This is a genomic window from Nocardiopsis sediminis (assembly GCF_042650565.1).
Taxonomy (GTDB): Bacteria; Actinomycetota; Actinomycetes; order Streptosporangiales; family Streptosporangiaceae; genus Nocardiopsis_B; species Nocardiopsis_B sediminis.
The window spans coordinates 226,063-240,306 of record NZ_JBHSBH010000015.1 but is presented as its reverse complement, the minus strand read 5'-3'; the positions used below and the strand labels follow the sequence as shown (position 1 = coordinate 240,306).

Genomic DNA, 14,244 nt, shown 5'->3' with positions numbered 1-14,244 from the left:
CGCGCCGGTCGCCGGTCGGAGCGTCGCACACGGCCTCCTCGGTCTCGATCGGCCCAGGGTCGGTGAGCGCGCCGCCCCGGGGCGGGCGCTCCCGCTCAGTATCTCCGGACCGGCGCCGGAAGCGGCGTTCCCGGGGCGTGTCGGGATGTCGGGCGGCGGAGCGGGCGCCCTAACCCGTCACGGAGGATGCGCGCGCCAGGAGCTCGGGGGGCAGCAGGGTGGAGCGCGTGGGGCGGCCGTTGAGGGCGTCGGCGAGGGTGGCGGCGGCGATGCGGCCCATCTCGCGCATGGGCGAGCGCACCGAGGTCAGCGGGATCGGCAGCTCGGCGGCGAGCGGGACGTCGTTGTAGCCGACGACGGCGACGTCGGCCCCCACGCGCAGCCCCGCGTCGCGGATGGCGCCCATGGCCCCGATCGCGGCGAAGTCGTTGGCGGCGAACAGCGCGGTGGGCCGCGGGTCCAGCCGCAGCAGGTACTCGGCCGCCTCGCGCCCGCCCCGTGTGTCGAACCGGGAGTTGGGCGCGTAGGCGTCGGGGACGGGGTTGCCCGCCTGCGCGTAGAGGTCCCGGAACCCGCGTGTCCGCTCGATGCCCGTGGAGGCGTAGGGCTCGCCCGCGATGACGCCCACCGTGCGGTGGCCCAGCGCGAACAGGTGCTCGGCGGCCAGCCGCCCTCCGGCGACGTCGTCGCAGGTCACCGACGTGACGTCCGGGAGGCGCCGTGACACCAGCACGACCTCGGCGCCCTTGGCGACCAGGTCGGCGACCAGCCCGGAGTCGGTGCGGGCATCGCCCAGGATGAGGCCGGCGACGCGCAGCCCGAGCAGGGTGTCGACGCGCGTGCGCTGCGCGTGGGCATCGTCGCCGCTGTTGGCCACGACCGCCTGGTAGCCGGCCTGCGCCGACCCCTCCTCGATGCCCTCGTAGATGGTGGCCAGCACGATGTCGGTGAGGCGCGGGACGACCACCCCGATGAGCGAGGACCGGCCGGTGCGCAGGCTGGTCGCCATGGGGTGCGGCAGGTAGCCGAGCCGGTCGGCGACCTCGCGGACCCGGCGCACTGTGGCCGAGCCCACACCGTCACTTCCCCGCAATGCGCGCGAAACGGTCGTGGGGTGCACGCCCGCGGCGCGGGCGACGTCGGCCAGCCGGGCCGGGCGGTGCGCCTCGGCGGGATCGGCGGGGTCCCCGCGGGCGGGTTCGGGTGGCTCGCTGGGTGGCATCACGTTCGCTTCCGGACATCGTGGCGGTTAAGCCATTGTTGCGTACCGCCGCCGCCCGTCCGTCGCTGACCGGGGAGTCGGCCGACCAGGGGCTTGACCAGCGGGCGTGTGGCGTGCACCATGTTCGCAATCGTTAGCGCTAACGTTAGCGGAGGTCGGTTACGTGCGCCATCTCGTCTACATCGGAACGGGCGGCACCATCGCCACCCGCGGTTCCGACCAGGGCCGGCGGGTCGAGGTCGCCCCGGGCGAACTCCTCGCCGCCGCCCGTGCGGTGTGGCCGGACCCCGGCGTGGACGTCGAGGTCCGCGGGGTCCGGCAGGTCGTCAGCTTCGCGGCGACCACGGCCGACGCCCTCGACCTCGTCCGCGCCGTCCGCGAGGCCGCCGCCCGCGCCGACGGGGTCGTGGTCACCCACGGCACCGACACCATGGAGGAGGTCGCCTTCCTCGTCGCCCTCGCCCACGGCGACGACCCCGTCCCCGTCGTGTTCACCGGCGCGCAGCGCCCCTTCGACGCCCCCGGCGGCGACGGCGCCCGCAACCTCGCCACCGCCCTGCGCTGGGCCGCAGCGCCGCAGGCCCGCGGCACCGGCGTGAGCATCGCGTTCAACGACGAGATCTGGCCGGCCGTGGGCGTCCGCAAGACGCACAGCCTCGCCCTCTCCGCCTTCGCAGCGACCGGGCGCGGACCCATCGCCCGCATCGACGACGCCGGCCTGCGCCGCCACCACCGCCCGCCGCTCGCGCCGGCCCTGCCCGGGCTCGCCGGCCTGGACGACCTGCCGCGCGTCGACGTCGTCCCCCAGTACCTCGGCGTCGACGCCCGCGCCCTGCGCGCGGCCGTGGACGCAGGTGCCCGGGGCATCGCGGTGGCCGCGTTCGGCGCCGGGAACACCGCCCCCGGCGTCACCCGCGCCGTCGCCGACGTGCTCGGCGAGGGCGTGCCGGTGGCGATCGCCAGCCGCACCTTCGAAGGGCCCGTCGTCGGCCTCTACGCGGGCGGCGGCACCGACCTCGCCGCGGCCGGGGCCATATTCGCCGGCGACCTCTCCCCGTGGCAGGCCCGGCTGCTGCTCGCCGCGGTCCTCGCCGGATCGCCCGAGCCGCCCGGACCGGAGCGGCTCGACCGCATCCGGGAGCGCTGCACCGCCTTCCTGCGCGCCGTCGGCGCGGCGGCAGAGGGCTGACCACCCCGACCGACCCCCTCACCAGTACGGAAACGACACCAGACACACGAAGGGCATGGACGATGACGAAGGAAATCCTGGTCGCCTACGGCGTGGACGTCGACGCGGTCGGCGGCTGGCTCGGGTCCTACGGCGGGGAGGACTCCCCGTGCGACATCTCCCGCGGCCTGTTCGCGGGCGAGGTGGGCGTCCCCCGGCTGCTGGAGCTGTTCCGCCGCCGCGAGATGCGCACCACCTGGTTCTGGCCGGGGCACTCCATCGAGACGTTCCCGGAGCAGTTCGACGCGTGTTCGGCGGCGGGCCACGAGATCGGCGTGCACGGCTACAGCCACGAGAACCCGATCGCGATGAGCCGCGAGCAGGAGTCGGCCATCCTGGACCACTGCATCGGCCTGATCGAGACCCGCACCGGGCGGCGGCCCACCGGCTACGTCGCCCCGTGGTGGGAGTTCTCCCCGGTCACCAACGAGCTGCTGATCGAGCGCGGCATCAAGTACGACCACTCCCTGATGCACCGCGACTTCGAGCCCTACTACGTGCGCGTCGGCGACACCTGGACCAAGATCGACTACGAGCGCCCCGCCCAGGACTGGATGAAGCCCCTGGAGCGCGGCGCCGAGACCGACCTCGTCGAGATCCCCGCGTCCTGGTACCTCGACGACCTGCCGCCCATGATGTTCGTCAAGGCCAGCCCCAACAGCCACGGGTTCGTCAGCCCGCGCGACGTCGAGCGGATGTGGCTGGACCAGTTCGACTGGCTCTACCGGGAGCGGGAGAACATCGACGACCCGGTGTTCACCATGACCGTGCACCCCGACGTGTCGGGCCGGCCGCAGACGCTCCTCATGCACGAGCGGATCATCGAGCACATCAGCGGCCACGACGACGTGCGCTGGGTGACCTTCGACGAGATCGCCGACGACTTCACCCGCCGCAACCCGCGCGCCTGAACCGGCCGGGTGCGCCGCCCGGACCCGCGCGGCGCACCCGTGGCGGCCGTCCGGCGATCCCGCTCCCGGCCCGGCGCCCCGCCCTGAGCCAGCACCCGCACCCGCGGCCACCGCCGCTCCGCGCTCCGACTCGCACCGCACCGCACCGCTGTCCGGACACCGGCGTCCGACCCCCGCCCGGCGCACCCCGCGCCGGGCCACCCACCGCCATCCCGCACCCGCATCCCGCGCCTTCCCTGATCGATCCGTAAAGGGGTCCGACCGTGTCCTCCACACAGCCCACGCCGTCCCGTCCAACGACCGACACCCCGTTCCCGCCGGGCGGGGCGCCACTGTCGCCCGCGATGGTGCGCCGCATCTCCATCGTCTGCTTCTTCGCCTGGGTCTTCAGCGTCTTCGACCACACCCTCTTCGGCACCCTGCTGCCGGAGATCTCCGCCGACCTCGGCTGGAGCGCGAGCGAGAGCACCGTTGTGGCCACCTGGGTCACGGCGGGCACCTTCGTCGTCTCCCTCGCCGTGGGCCCGATGCTCGACCGGCTCGGCCGCAAGCCGTCCCTGATGATCACCACCGCCGGCGCCGCCCTCACCTCAGGCGTCAGCGCCCTGGTGGGCGGCAAGGCGTCGATGGTCCTCGTCCGGTCCTTCTCCGGCCTGGGCTACTCCGAGGAGGTCGTCAACGGCGTCTACCTCAACGAGGTGTACGGCAACAGCCGCCGCCGCGGCTTCATGTACAGCTTCGTGCAGAGCGGCTGGCCCGTCGGTGCGCTGCTGGGTGCCCTGGTCACGGCGCTGCTGCTCACCGAGATCGGCTGGCGCGGCGTTTTCCTCTTCGCGACCGTGCCCGCGATCATCATCGTCGCCCTGGCCTACCGCATCCCGGAATCGCCCGTCTTCGTCAACCTCCGCCACATCCGCAGGCTGCGCGCCGAGGGCCGCGGCGCCGAAGCCGACGCGCTCGCCCAGCGGGCCGGCGTGCAGGACGAGCGGCAGGGGCGGCTGCGCGACGTGTTCGCGCCGGAGCTGCGCAGGCACACGCTCTGCCTGTCCGCCGCGTGGCTGCTCAACTGGATGGGCATCCAGGTGTTCTCCGTGCTCGGCACGACCGTGCTGATCGAGGCGAAGGGCGTGTCGTTCGACAGCGCGCTGCTGGTCCTCATCCTCGCCAACGCCGCCGGGTTCCTCGGCTACCTGTTCCACGGCTACATCGGCGACCGCATCGGCCGCCGCGCCACCATCACCGGCGGCTGGCTCATCGGCGGCGCGGTCTTCACGGCCATGCTGTTCGGCCCGGCCGACTCCGGCTTCGTCATCGCCATGTACGCGCTCGGCCTGTTCTTCCTCACCGGGCCCTACGCGGCGCTGCTGTTCTACATGGGGGAGTCGTTCCCCGCGCACGTCCGCGGGATCGGGCCCAACACCGCGCACATCATGGGCCCGGTGGGCGCGATCGCCGGCTCGGCCGTGCTGTCGGCCCTGCTCACAGCGGGCATCCCCATGGGGAGCGCGGCGTTCTTCGCCGGTGCGCTGGGCATCCTCGGCTCGGGCCTGGCGATGCTGGGAACCCGCAAGGTGGACCAGGGCGCCGCGGCCTGAGCGCGAAGAAGATCCGCACGCCCCTGGCACCACCCGACCACCGCAATGCACAGAGACAGAGAGAAGGGACGAGGGACCGATGAGCGACACGGCTCCCGCACTGCCACGCGACGACGGGCTGCCCGGCAGGGCCGCCGTCATCACCGGCGGCGCCAGCGGGATCGGACTGGCCCTGGCCATCGCCTACGCCCGCGCGGGCGTGGCCAGCGTGATCGGCTACCACCCGGGCGACCCGCACGACCCGGCCGCGGCCGTCGCGCAGGTCGAGGCGGCGGGCGGGCGCTCCGTCGCCGTGCCGGTCGACGTCCGCGACCCGGCGGCCACCGATGCGCTGGCCGCGGCGGCGGTGCGCGAGTTCGGCCGCCTGGACATCGCGGTGGCCAACGCGGGCATCCTGCGCCGGGCGCCCCTGGCCGAGCTGACCGACGAGCGCTGGGACGACATGCTCAGCGTCGACCTCACCGGCGTCCTGCGGGTCTTCCGCTCCGCGGCGGCCGAGATCGGGGCCGGCGGCGCGATGGTGGCGGTGTCCTCGATCGCGGGCGGCGTCTACGGCTGGGCCGACCACGCCCACTACGCGGCGGCGAAGTCCGGCGTGCTCGGGCTCGTGCGCTCCCTCGGCGTGGAGCTGGCCCCGCGCGGCGTCCGCGTGAACGCGGTCATCCCGGGCCTGATCGAGACCCCGCAGTCGCTCGACGCCGAGAACTCGCTCGGCCCCGAAGGGCTGCTCGCGGCGGGCGCCGGGATCCCCGCGGGCCGTGTCGGCCGCGCCGACGAGGTGGCCCGGGTCATCCGCTTCCTCACCTCCGACGACGCCGCCTACATCACCGGCCAGCACATCACCGTCGACGGCGGTCTCACCGTCCGCTTCCCGGACTGAGAAAGGGGCCCGCCATGACCACGACCACCACCCCCGCGGGGGCGCTCGCCGGGAAGGTCGCGCTCGTCACGGGCGCGGCCAGCGGGATCGGCGCCGCTATCGCACGCGCCTACGCCGAGGCCGGCGCCGACGTGGTGCTCACCGACCTCGACGGCGACCGGCTGGCCCGGACCGCGGCGTCGCTCCCGGCGGGCCGCGCCGCCGGCGAGTACGCCCTCGACGTCACCGACGCCGAGCGGGTACGCGCGACCGTGGACGACGCCGTCGCCCGGCACGGGCGGATCGACGCCCTCGTGAACTGCGCGGGCATCCTCACCGAGGTCCCGCTGGTGGAGATGGACCCCGCCACCTGGGACCGGATGCTCGACGTCGACCTGCGCAGCGTCTTCCTCACCTGCCGCTACACCGTGCCGCACATGATCGCGGCGGGCGGGGGACGCGTCATCAACGTCGCCTCCCAGCTCGGCCAGAAGGGCGGCGAGGGGCTGACCCACTACTCGGCGGCCAAGGCCGGTGCCATCGGCTTCACCAAGGCCCTGGCGCGTGAGGTATCGCGGCACGGGGTGCTGGTCAACGCGATCGCCCCCGGGCCGATCGAGACCCCGCTGATCGACGGGCTCTCCCCGGAGTGGAAGGCGGCCAAGGGCGCCGAGCTGCCGCTGGGCCGTTTCGGCCGCGCGGAGGAGGTCGCCCCTACAGCGGTCCTACTGGCCAGCGACCCGGGCGGCAACCTCTACATCGGCCAGACCCTGGGGCCCAACAGCGGCGACGTCATGCATTCGTGAGGCTGCGGCCGCGCCCGCAATCACACAGGACGGGAGGGAACACGATGTGCGGAGCCTGTGGCGGGCCCATCGCCGGCTGGACCGAGCGCGTCGCGCCGCTGACCGGCGGCGGGGCCGCCCGGCGCGGCGCGGCGCTGGCCGCGCTGCTGGCCCTCGCGCCCGCGGAGCGGGCCCGGCGGGCGCGGGCGATGCCCTGGCACGGCGGCGGATGGCGGCTCTGGGACGAGGGCGGCTGGTCGTTCTCACCGTCCCTGGAGGCGGCGATCACGCACCTCACCCGCAAGTACGGGCCGCTCGTGCCAGGCCGCGACGGCGCGCCCGATCCCGCGGCGACGCCGGACGCCGGCCCGGAGACGCGGGCGCGCCTGCCTGCGGACATCCCGGCGGAGACCGTCGCCGTCTGGGGCGCCGCTATGCGCGCATCGGGGCTCGTCCCGCCCGGCCTCACGGTGTACCTGCCGCCCGCGACGGCCGTGCGCCTGGACGGGCATCGGGTCGAGGTGCGCACCGACGGGCCCGCGGTCACCGCCCCGGCCCTGCACACCCGTTCCGGAGCCCCGGCGCTGGCCGCCGGTCTCGCCGCGCTCGCCGCCGCAACCCCGGGGCGGCCCGGATCACACGGAGCCGAATAGGCTTCTCCGGCGTCTTACCTGGTGGCCGGCGACGTGTCGGCCGCCAGCGCCGGTATCCGACCCGGCGGCGCGGAAGGAGCGCGGACCCCCATGATGATCCCCCGGAGCCTGGCTGTGATGGGCACGAACGCACTGCTGGTGCTGGCGTCGTCGGCCTCGTGTGAGGTGAATTCGAGCAGCGGGGCGGGGACCGCGAGTACCTCCTGCGAGAACCGGGACTGTGCGGTAACCGTCAGCGGGACCGGGGGAGAGGGCGAGCTGTGGGAGCAGGGCAGGACGACGATCGAGTACCGCGTCCGGCTGGCCGAGGACGATGAGGAGGCCGACGTCCGGGTGACCGTTCGCGAGCGGGCCGGCCACGACAGCGAGGACGCGACCCTCCTCCCGGGCGATACCACCCAGGTGGGCGGCTACACCGTCACCTACGTCGAACACACCGGCGAGGCCGCCACCTTCGAGTTCGTCTGGCAGGGCTGAGCCCTCTCACGGCCTCGCCGGGGCCGGGAGAGGTCACACGGTGCGGCGCTGCTCGTCCCACTTGGCCATCAGCGCCGGGATCTCCTTGCGCAGGAACGCGAAGAAGCGCTCGGTCTCGTGGAGCCGGGATCCGGCGGGGCTTCCGGGGCCGAGGATCTCGACGCCGTCGTGGCTGACCTCCTCCCACTGCCGGAAGACGTCGGTCTCGCTGATGGTCGAATACCAGGCGCCGTCGCGGACCCGGTAGGAGTCGCGCCGCTCGCCCGGCAGCCGCTCCCGGACCACCATGCCCACGTTCATCAGGTACTTCACACCCCCGGAGATGGCGGGCGCGCCGACGCCGAGCAGGTCGGCCAGTTCCGCCGCGGTCCTGCGGCCCTCATCGGAGACGAGGATCGCCGCGAAGACGCGGGCCGCCATCCGCGGGTAGCCGGAGTCGGCCATCACCATGGCGAAGCGCTCCAGGTAGCGCAGCACCTCCTCATCGTGCTGTCCCGAGGGCCCGGGCGCGTGGGTCATGTGGACCGCTCCTCTCCATCCGCGCACCATGGTCCCAGCTTCGGAGGATTCTCATATTTCACGAATTTCATGAACTTATTGTATCGTGACGGGCATGACGAATGCGATTTCCGTGTCCGGCCTGGTCAAGACCTTCGGCCGGCACCGGGCGCTGGACGGCCTCGACCTGACCGTGCGCACCGGCGAAATCCACGGGTTCCTCGGACCCAATGGGGCGGGCAAGTCCACGACCATCAGGGTCCTGCTCGGCCTGCTGCGCGCCGATTCCGGTTCGGTGCGCCTGCTCGGCGGCGACCCGTGGGCCGACGCCACCGACCTCCACCGGCGCCTGGCCTACGTCCCCGGCGACGTGACCCTGTGGCCCAACCTGACCGGCGGCGAGGTGATCGACCTGCTCGGCCGGCTGCGCGGCGGGCTGGACCCCCGCCGCAGGGTCGAACTCCTCGACCGGTTCCGGCTCGACCCGCGCAAGAAGGGGCGGGCCTACTCCAAGGGCAACCGGCAGAAGGTCGCCCTGGTCGCCGCGCTGGCCTCCGACACCGAGCTGCTGATCCTCGATGAGCCCACCTCGGGCCTGGACCCGCTCATGGAGGCCGTGTTCAGCGAGAGCGTCGCGGCGGAGCGCGCCAAAGGGCGCACGGTCCTGCTCTCCAGCCACATCCTCTCCGAGGTCGAGGCCCTCTGCGACCGCGTGAGCATCATCCGCGACGGCCGGATCGTCGAAGCCGGCACCCTCGCCGACCTGCGCCACCTCACCCGCACGTCCATCTCCGCCGACCTCGCGGGCCCCGCCCCCGACCTCTCCGGCATGGCCGGCGTGCACGACGTCCGCGTCGACGGCTCCCGCCTGAGCTGCGACGTGTCCCCCGACGCCCTCGACCGCGTCCTGAGCAGCCTGGCCGCGACCGGGGTGCGCGCCCTGACCAGCAGCCCACCGACCCTGGAGGAGCTGTTCATGCGGCACTACGCCGGCCGGAACGAGGCGGGGCGGTGAACGCCCTGACGGGCACCCCGGCCCTCATCCGGTTGATCCTGCGCCGCGACCGCATCCGGCTCGCGGGGTGGTTCGGTATCGCGGCGCTGCTCGTCATCGGTGTCGCCGCGGCGATGCCGGCGACCCTGCCCGGCGAGGCCGCCCGCGAGGCGTTCGTCCGCCACACCAACACCGACCCCACCCAGATCCTGGCGATCGGCCCCGTCTACGGCGACAGCGAGGGCGCCGTCGCCGCGTGGCGCGTCCGCGGGCAGGCCGCGCTCCTCGTCGCGCTCGCCGGGATCCTCGCCGTGATCCGCCATACCCGCGCCGACGAGGAGGCGGGCCGCCGGGAGCTGCTCGGCGCGACCGTGCTGGGCCGGCACGCACCGCTGACCGCGGCGCTGGCCGTCGTCGCCGGGGCCGGCCTGGCGTGCGGCGCCGCCATCGCCGCCGGGCTCATGGCGCTCGGGCGTGCGCCCGGAGGGTCGATCGCCATGGGCCTGTCCGTTGCGGCCGTGGGCTGGGCCTTCGCCGCCGTCGCCGCGGTGGCGGCGCAGCTCTCGGAGTCCTCGCGGGGCGCGACCGGCCTGGCCGCCGGCGCCATGGGCGCCTTCTATGCGCTGCGGGCCGCCGCCGACATCAGCGGCGTCACCTGGCTCGCCTGGCTCACCCCGTTCGGGTGGACCCAGCAGGTCCGGCCCTTCGCCGGCGATCACCTGTGGCCGGTCGCCTTCACCGCCGCGATGTGCGTCCCGATAGCAGGGGCCGCCTACCTGCTCTCGGCCCGGCGCGACCTCGGCTCGGGCCTGCTCCCGTCACGGCCGGGGCCCGCTGGGGCCGCGCCGCGGCTGCGCACCCCGATCGCCCTGGCCTGGCGGCTGCACCGGGGGGCACTGCTGGGCTGGCTGGTCGCGTTCACCCTCTTCGGCGCCGGCCTGGGCGCGGTCGCCCGGAGCGCCGCCGATCTGGTGGCCGCGAGCCCGGCGCTCGGCGCGCTGGTCGACGGCGGGGGGCGGCCGGTCGACGGCTACTTCGCGATCATCATCTACATCATCAGCCAGGTCGTGTGCGTCTATGCGATCCAGGCGGTGCTGCGGCTGCGCTCGGAGGAGACCGAGGGCCGTGCCGACCCGATTCTCACCGGGCCGGTCGGCCGGCTCCGCTGGGCCGGCGGCCACCTGCTCATCGCCGCGCTGGGCTCCGCCGCCGTCCTCGCCGGTGCCGGTCTCGGGGCCGGCCTGGCCTACGGGGCGGCGAGCGGCGACATCGGGGGCGAGCTGCCGACGCTGCTGCTGGGGTCGCTGGTCCGGGTGCCGTCGGTGTGGGTCCTGGCGGCCCTGGCCGCCGCGCTCTACGGGCTGGCGCCGCGGGCGGCCGCCCTGGGCTCCTACACGGCGCTGGGCCTGCTGTTCGCCCTGGAGTTCGCGGTGGAGCTGGTGGGCGCTCCGCACGCGGTCCTCATCGTGTCCCCGTTCGCCTGGACACCGGCGGTGCCGGTGGCGGCCCCGGCGGCGGCACCGCCGGTCGCCCTGAGCGCGGTCGCCGCGGTGCTCACCGCGTCGGGCCTGGCGGGACTGCGCCGCCGTGACCTCGCCTGATCAGTCGGACCGTCCATGTACACGGGTCCGGGTGGCGGTGGGGTGGTGGAGGTCGAAGGCGGGCCGGTCGGAGCGGATGCGGGGGAGCTGGAGGAAGTTGTGGCGGGGCGGCGGGCACGACGTCGCCCATTCCAGGGAGTTGCCGTAGCCCCAGGGGTCGTCGGCGGCGGCCGGGTCGCCCTTGATCGATGTGCGCCAGATGTTGGCGAGGAAGAACAGGGTCGACGCGCCCAGCACGAACGAGCCGATGCTCGACACGGCGTTGAGCGCGGTGAAGCCGTCGGAGGGCAGGTAGTCGGCGTAGCGCCGCGGCATCCCCTCGGCGCCCAGCCAGTGCTGGACGCCGAACGTCATGTGGAAGCTCACGAACAGCGTCCAGAAATGGAACTTCCCGAGGCCCTCGTGGAGCATCCGGCCGGTGAACTTGGGCCACCAGAAGTAGAACCCGGCGAACATGGCGAACACCACCGTGCCGAAAAGGACGTAGTGGAAGTGGCCCACCACGAAATAGGAGTCGGTGACGTGGAAGTCGATCGGCGGTGACGCCAGGACCACGCCGGTCAGGCCGCCGAACAGGAACGTCACCAGGAACCCGACCGCGAAGAGCATGGGCGGCGGGAAGGTGAGCTGGCCCCGCCACATCGTGCCGATCCAGTTGAAGAACTTGATGCCCGTGGGCACGGCGATCAGAAAGGACAGGAAGGAGAAGAACGGCAGCAGGACCGCGCCGGTGGCGAACATGTGGTGCGCCCACACCGTCATCGACAGCGCGGTGATCGCGATCGTCGCGCCGACCATTCCCTTGTAGCCGAAGAGCCCTTTGCGGGAGAACACCGGGATGACCTCGGTGATGATCCCGAAGAACGGCAGCGCCACGATGTAGACCTCGGGATGGCCGAAGAACCAGAAAAGGTGCTGCCAGAGGATCGCCCCGCCGGTGGGGGCGTCGTAGACGTGCGCGCCCAGGATGCGGTCGGCCCCCAGGGCGGCCAGGGCCGCGGTGAGGACCGGGAAGGCCAGCAGCACCATGAGCCCGGTGAACAGGATGTTCCAGGTGAAGATCGGCATGCGGAACGGGGTCATGCCGGGTGCGCGCAGGCAGAAGATCGTGGTCATGAAGTTGACCGAGGCCAGGATGGTCCCCAGGCCCGACACCATGAGGCCGAGCAGCCACAGGTCGCCGCCGAGACCCGGGGTGCGCACCGCGTCCGACAGCGGGCTGTAGGCGAACCACCCGAAACTGGCGGCGCCGCCGGGGGAGAGGAAGCCGCCCACCGTGATCAGGCCGCCGAACAGGAACAGCCAGTAGCCGAGCATGTTGAGCCGGGGGAAGGCCACGTCGGGCGCGCCGATCTGCAACGGGACGATGACGTTGGCGAACCCGATGAACAGGGGCGTGGCGAACAGCAGCATCATGATCGTGCCGTGCATCGTGAACAGCTGGTTGTACTGCTCGGGGGTCACCACCTGCATCCCGGGCAGCAGCAGCTCGGCGCGGACCAGCATGGCCATCACGCCGGCCAGCAGGAAGAACCCGAACGACGTGATCAGGTACAGGTAGCCGATCACCTTGTGGTCGGTGGAGCTGAGCCACGAGACCAGGACCGTCCCCTTGTGCCGCGGCCCGCGCCGGGGGCCCGGCTCCGCCGCCGGGTCCTCGCGGCCGGGTGTGGGGCGGGTGACGGCCATGTCGGGGCTCCTGTCGCTCGTCCGGCGGCCGGGGGGAGGCGTGCACCTCCCGAGCATGACCCCTTCACCCCTTTGACCTGCGGCGACACGCCCACGCGACGGCCTCGTCGGCCCCGTTGCGGAGCGCGTTCGTGTCGTGGCTCACAATCAACCATTGACTCACATCGTGGACATGTGTTCATAATCTAGGCCATCTGCCGGAAGAGGTGTGATTCACGGCACGACCCCATGTGATCATCAGCGAACAGGACCACCCCCATGTCAGACACTGCGATCCTGGTCAACACGGCCGTGGCGATCCTCGCCATCGTGTTGCTCATCGTCCGGTTCAAGCTCAACCCGCTCATCGCGCTGGTTCTGGGCTCGTGTTACCTCGGCCTCGCGGCCGGCCTCGGCGTCGAGGGCACCATCGAGACCGCGGCCACCGGGTTCGGCGACGTCCTCGCCGAGATCGGCCTGCTCATCGCCTTCGGCGTGCTGATGGGCTCCCTGCTCAGCGACATGGGCGCGATCCGGCGCCTGGTCGACGGCCTGCTGCGCACCCTGGGTGCGCAGCGGCTCCCGCACGCCATGGCCCTGACGATCGCGACCTTCCTCCAGTCGATCTTCCTCGACGTGCTGCTGGTGATCTCGGCCCCCCTCGCCCGGGCGGTCGCCCCCCGGCTCGGCCGCTACGGCACCGCGCGCATGGCCACCGCCCTGGCGATCGGCCTCGAATGCGGCATCGTCTTCACCGTCCCCGGCGTCGCCGCGCTCGCGCTGGCCGGGCTGCTGGGCGTCTCGCTGGGCACCTACCTGGTCTACGGGCTCATCGTCGTGATCCCGACCGTGGCCATCTCGATCTCGATCATGAGCGCCGTGCTGACCCGCGGCTGGTGGAAGCCGGAGCTGGACGAGCAGGAGCCCGCCGGGGTCACCGCCACCGCCGAGGCCGAGCCGGTCACCACCTCCACCACCTCCGCGGCGGGCGGCTCCGGGCACGCCGGCACCGGCACGGCCGGCTCCGCGGCCGACACGGCTGACTCGGCCGACACGGACGGCGCGGCCGGGCGGCCCGCCGAGGCCGCGGACCGTCCTCAGCCCCCGCTGCTTCTGCTGTTCACCCCGCTCATCGCCGCCCTGGTGCTGGTCGCCTCGGGCGCCGTCACCGAGACGCTGGAGTGGAGCAACCCGGTCGTGGCGTTCCTGTCGACCCCCATGGTCGCGCTGCTCATCGGCCTGGTCGGCACCTGCCTCATCGGCCGCCGGTTCATGGGCCAGCCCAAGGTCGAGGAGGCCCTGGAGAGCGGGCTCCGGCAGAGCGGCCAGATCCTGCTGCTCAGCGGTGTCGGCGGCTCCCTCGCCGCGACCATCGACGCCATCGGGCTCGGCGACATCCTCGGCCAGTACCTGTCCGCCGGCTCCTGGGCGCCCCTCCTGGTGGTGTGGGCGATCGCCGCGGTGCTGCACATCGCCGTCGGCTCCGTGACGATCTCCGCGATCACCGCGGCCGGCCTGCTCGCGCCGGTGGCGTCCTCGCTCGGCCTGGAACCCGTGCTCATCGCCCTGGCCGCCGGTGCCGGATCGCTGTTCATGGTGCACCTGACGAGCAACACCTTCTGGCTGCTCCAGTCCCTGATGGGCCAGACCACGCGCGGCACCCTCAAGACCTGCTCGGTGGGGGTGTCCCTCGCCTCGGTCGTCGCCATGGGGCCCATCCTCGCCCTGAGCCTCTTCCTCTGACCGCAGAAGC

13 protein-coding genes are annotated in these 14,244 nt (G+C 73.2%); 10 read left to right on the top strand and 3 right to left on the bottom strand.

Annotated elements, in window-relative coordinates; translation table 11 throughout:
* Positions 1 to 169 precede the first annotated feature (169 nt).
* Positions 170 to 1,222: a LacI family DNA-binding transcriptional regulator gene (locus ACFOVU_RS23630; RefSeq protein WP_378537099.1), complete on the bottom strand. Its 1,053-nt coding sequence runs from the start codon at positions 1,220 to 1,222 to the stop codon at positions 170 to 172.
* Positions 1,223 to 1,385: 163 nt separating this feature from the next.
* Between ACFOVU_RS23630 and ACFOVU_RS23625 the strand changes: the two genes are divergently transcribed.
* The 7 genes from ACFOVU_RS23625 to ACFOVU_RS23595 all read left to right on the top strand — a co-directional run bounded on the left by ACFOVU_RS23625 (position 1,386) and on the right by ACFOVU_RS23595 (position 7,730).
* Entirely contained in the window at positions 1,386 to 2,411 is a 1,026-nt protein-coding gene (locus ACFOVU_RS23625) for an asparaginase (protein ID WP_378537097.1), read from the top strand.
* Between the two features lie 62 nt (positions 2,412 to 2,473).
* Positions 2,474 to 3,361 (top strand): polysaccharide deacetylase family protein, encoded by an 888-nt coding sequence (locus ACFOVU_RS23620; RefSeq protein WP_378537096.1) that lies wholly within the window; start codon positions 2,474 to 2,476, stop codon positions 3,359 to 3,361.
* 263 nt (positions 3,362 to 3,624) lie between these two features.
* Positions 3,625 to 4,956 (top strand): MFS transporter, encoded by a 1,332-nt coding sequence (locus ACFOVU_RS23615; protein WP_378537094.1) that lies wholly within the window; start codon positions 3,625 to 3,627, stop codon positions 4,954 to 4,956.
* Positions 4,957 to 5,035: 79 nt separating this feature from the next.
* The gene (locus ACFOVU_RS23610; RefSeq protein WP_378537092.1) at positions 5,036 to 5,836 is read left to right on the top strand and encodes an SDR family NAD(P)-dependent oxidoreductase; all 801 of its coding nucleotides are present in this window, start codon (positions 5,036 to 5,038) and stop codon (positions 5,834 to 5,836) included.
* Between the two features lie 14 nt (positions 5,837 to 5,850).
* Complete coding sequence (locus ACFOVU_RS23605; protein ID WP_378537090.1) at positions 5,851 to 6,621, top strand: SDR family NAD(P)-dependent oxidoreductase; 771 nt, start codon at positions 5,851 to 5,853, stop codon at positions 6,619 to 6,621.
* A 44-nt stretch (positions 6,622 to 6,665) separates the two neighbouring features.
* Positions 6,666 to 7,253, top strand: a complete 588-nt coding sequence (locus ACFOVU_RS23600; RefSeq protein ID WP_378537088.1) for a hypothetical protein — start codon at positions 6,666 to 6,668, stop codon at positions 7,251 to 7,253.
* Positions 7,254 to 7,370: 117 nt separating this feature from the next.
* On the top strand, positions 7,371 to 7,730 hold the full coding sequence (locus ACFOVU_RS23595) for a hypothetical protein (protein WP_378537086.1): 360 nt from the start codon (positions 7,371 to 7,373) through the stop codon (positions 7,728 to 7,730).
* Between the two features lie 33 nt (positions 7,731 to 7,763).
* On the opposite strand, the gene ACFOVU_RS23590 is transcribed toward ACFOVU_RS23595, so the two are convergent.
* Complete coding sequence (locus ACFOVU_RS23590; RefSeq protein ID WP_378537084.1) at positions 7,764 to 8,249, bottom strand: GbsR/MarR family transcriptional regulator; 486 nt, start codon at positions 8,247 to 8,249, stop codon at positions 7,764 to 7,766.
* 94 nt (positions 8,250 to 8,343) lie between these two features.
* Here ACFOVU_RS23590 and ACFOVU_RS23585 point away from each other — a divergent pair, with 94 nt between their 5' ends.
* Together ACFOVU_RS23585 and ACFOVU_RS23580 are read left to right on the top strand one after the other, a co-directional pair.
* Complete coding sequence (locus ACFOVU_RS23585; RefSeq protein ID WP_378537083.1) at positions 8,344 to 9,243, top strand: ABC transporter ATP-binding protein; 900 nt, start codon at positions 8,344 to 8,346, stop codon at positions 9,241 to 9,243.
* Positions 9,240 to 10,823, top strand: a complete 1,584-nt coding sequence (locus ACFOVU_RS23580; protein ID WP_378537081.1) for an ABC transporter permease — start codon at positions 9,240 to 9,242, stop codon at positions 10,821 to 10,823. The genes ACFOVU_RS23585 and ACFOVU_RS23580 overlap by 4 nt, the downstream gene beginning before the upstream one ends.
* Here the strand turns inward: ACFOVU_RS23580 and ctaD are convergent, their stop codons facing one another.
* Positions 10,824 to 12,512, bottom strand: coding sequence for an aa3-type cytochrome oxidase subunit I (ctaD, locus tag ACFOVU_RS23575; protein ID WP_378537079.1), 1,689 nt, complete (start codon positions 12,510 to 12,512; stop codon positions 10,824 to 10,826). It abuts the gene before it with no gap.
* Between the two features lie 258 nt (positions 12,513 to 12,770).
* Here ctaD and ACFOVU_RS23570 point away from each other — a divergent pair, with 258 nt between their 5' ends.
* Positions 12,771 to 14,234, top strand: a complete 1,464-nt coding sequence (locus ACFOVU_RS23570; protein ID WP_378537077.1) for a GntP family permease — start codon at positions 12,771 to 12,773, stop codon at positions 14,232 to 14,234.
* Positions 14,235 to 14,244: the final 10 nt, after the last annotated feature.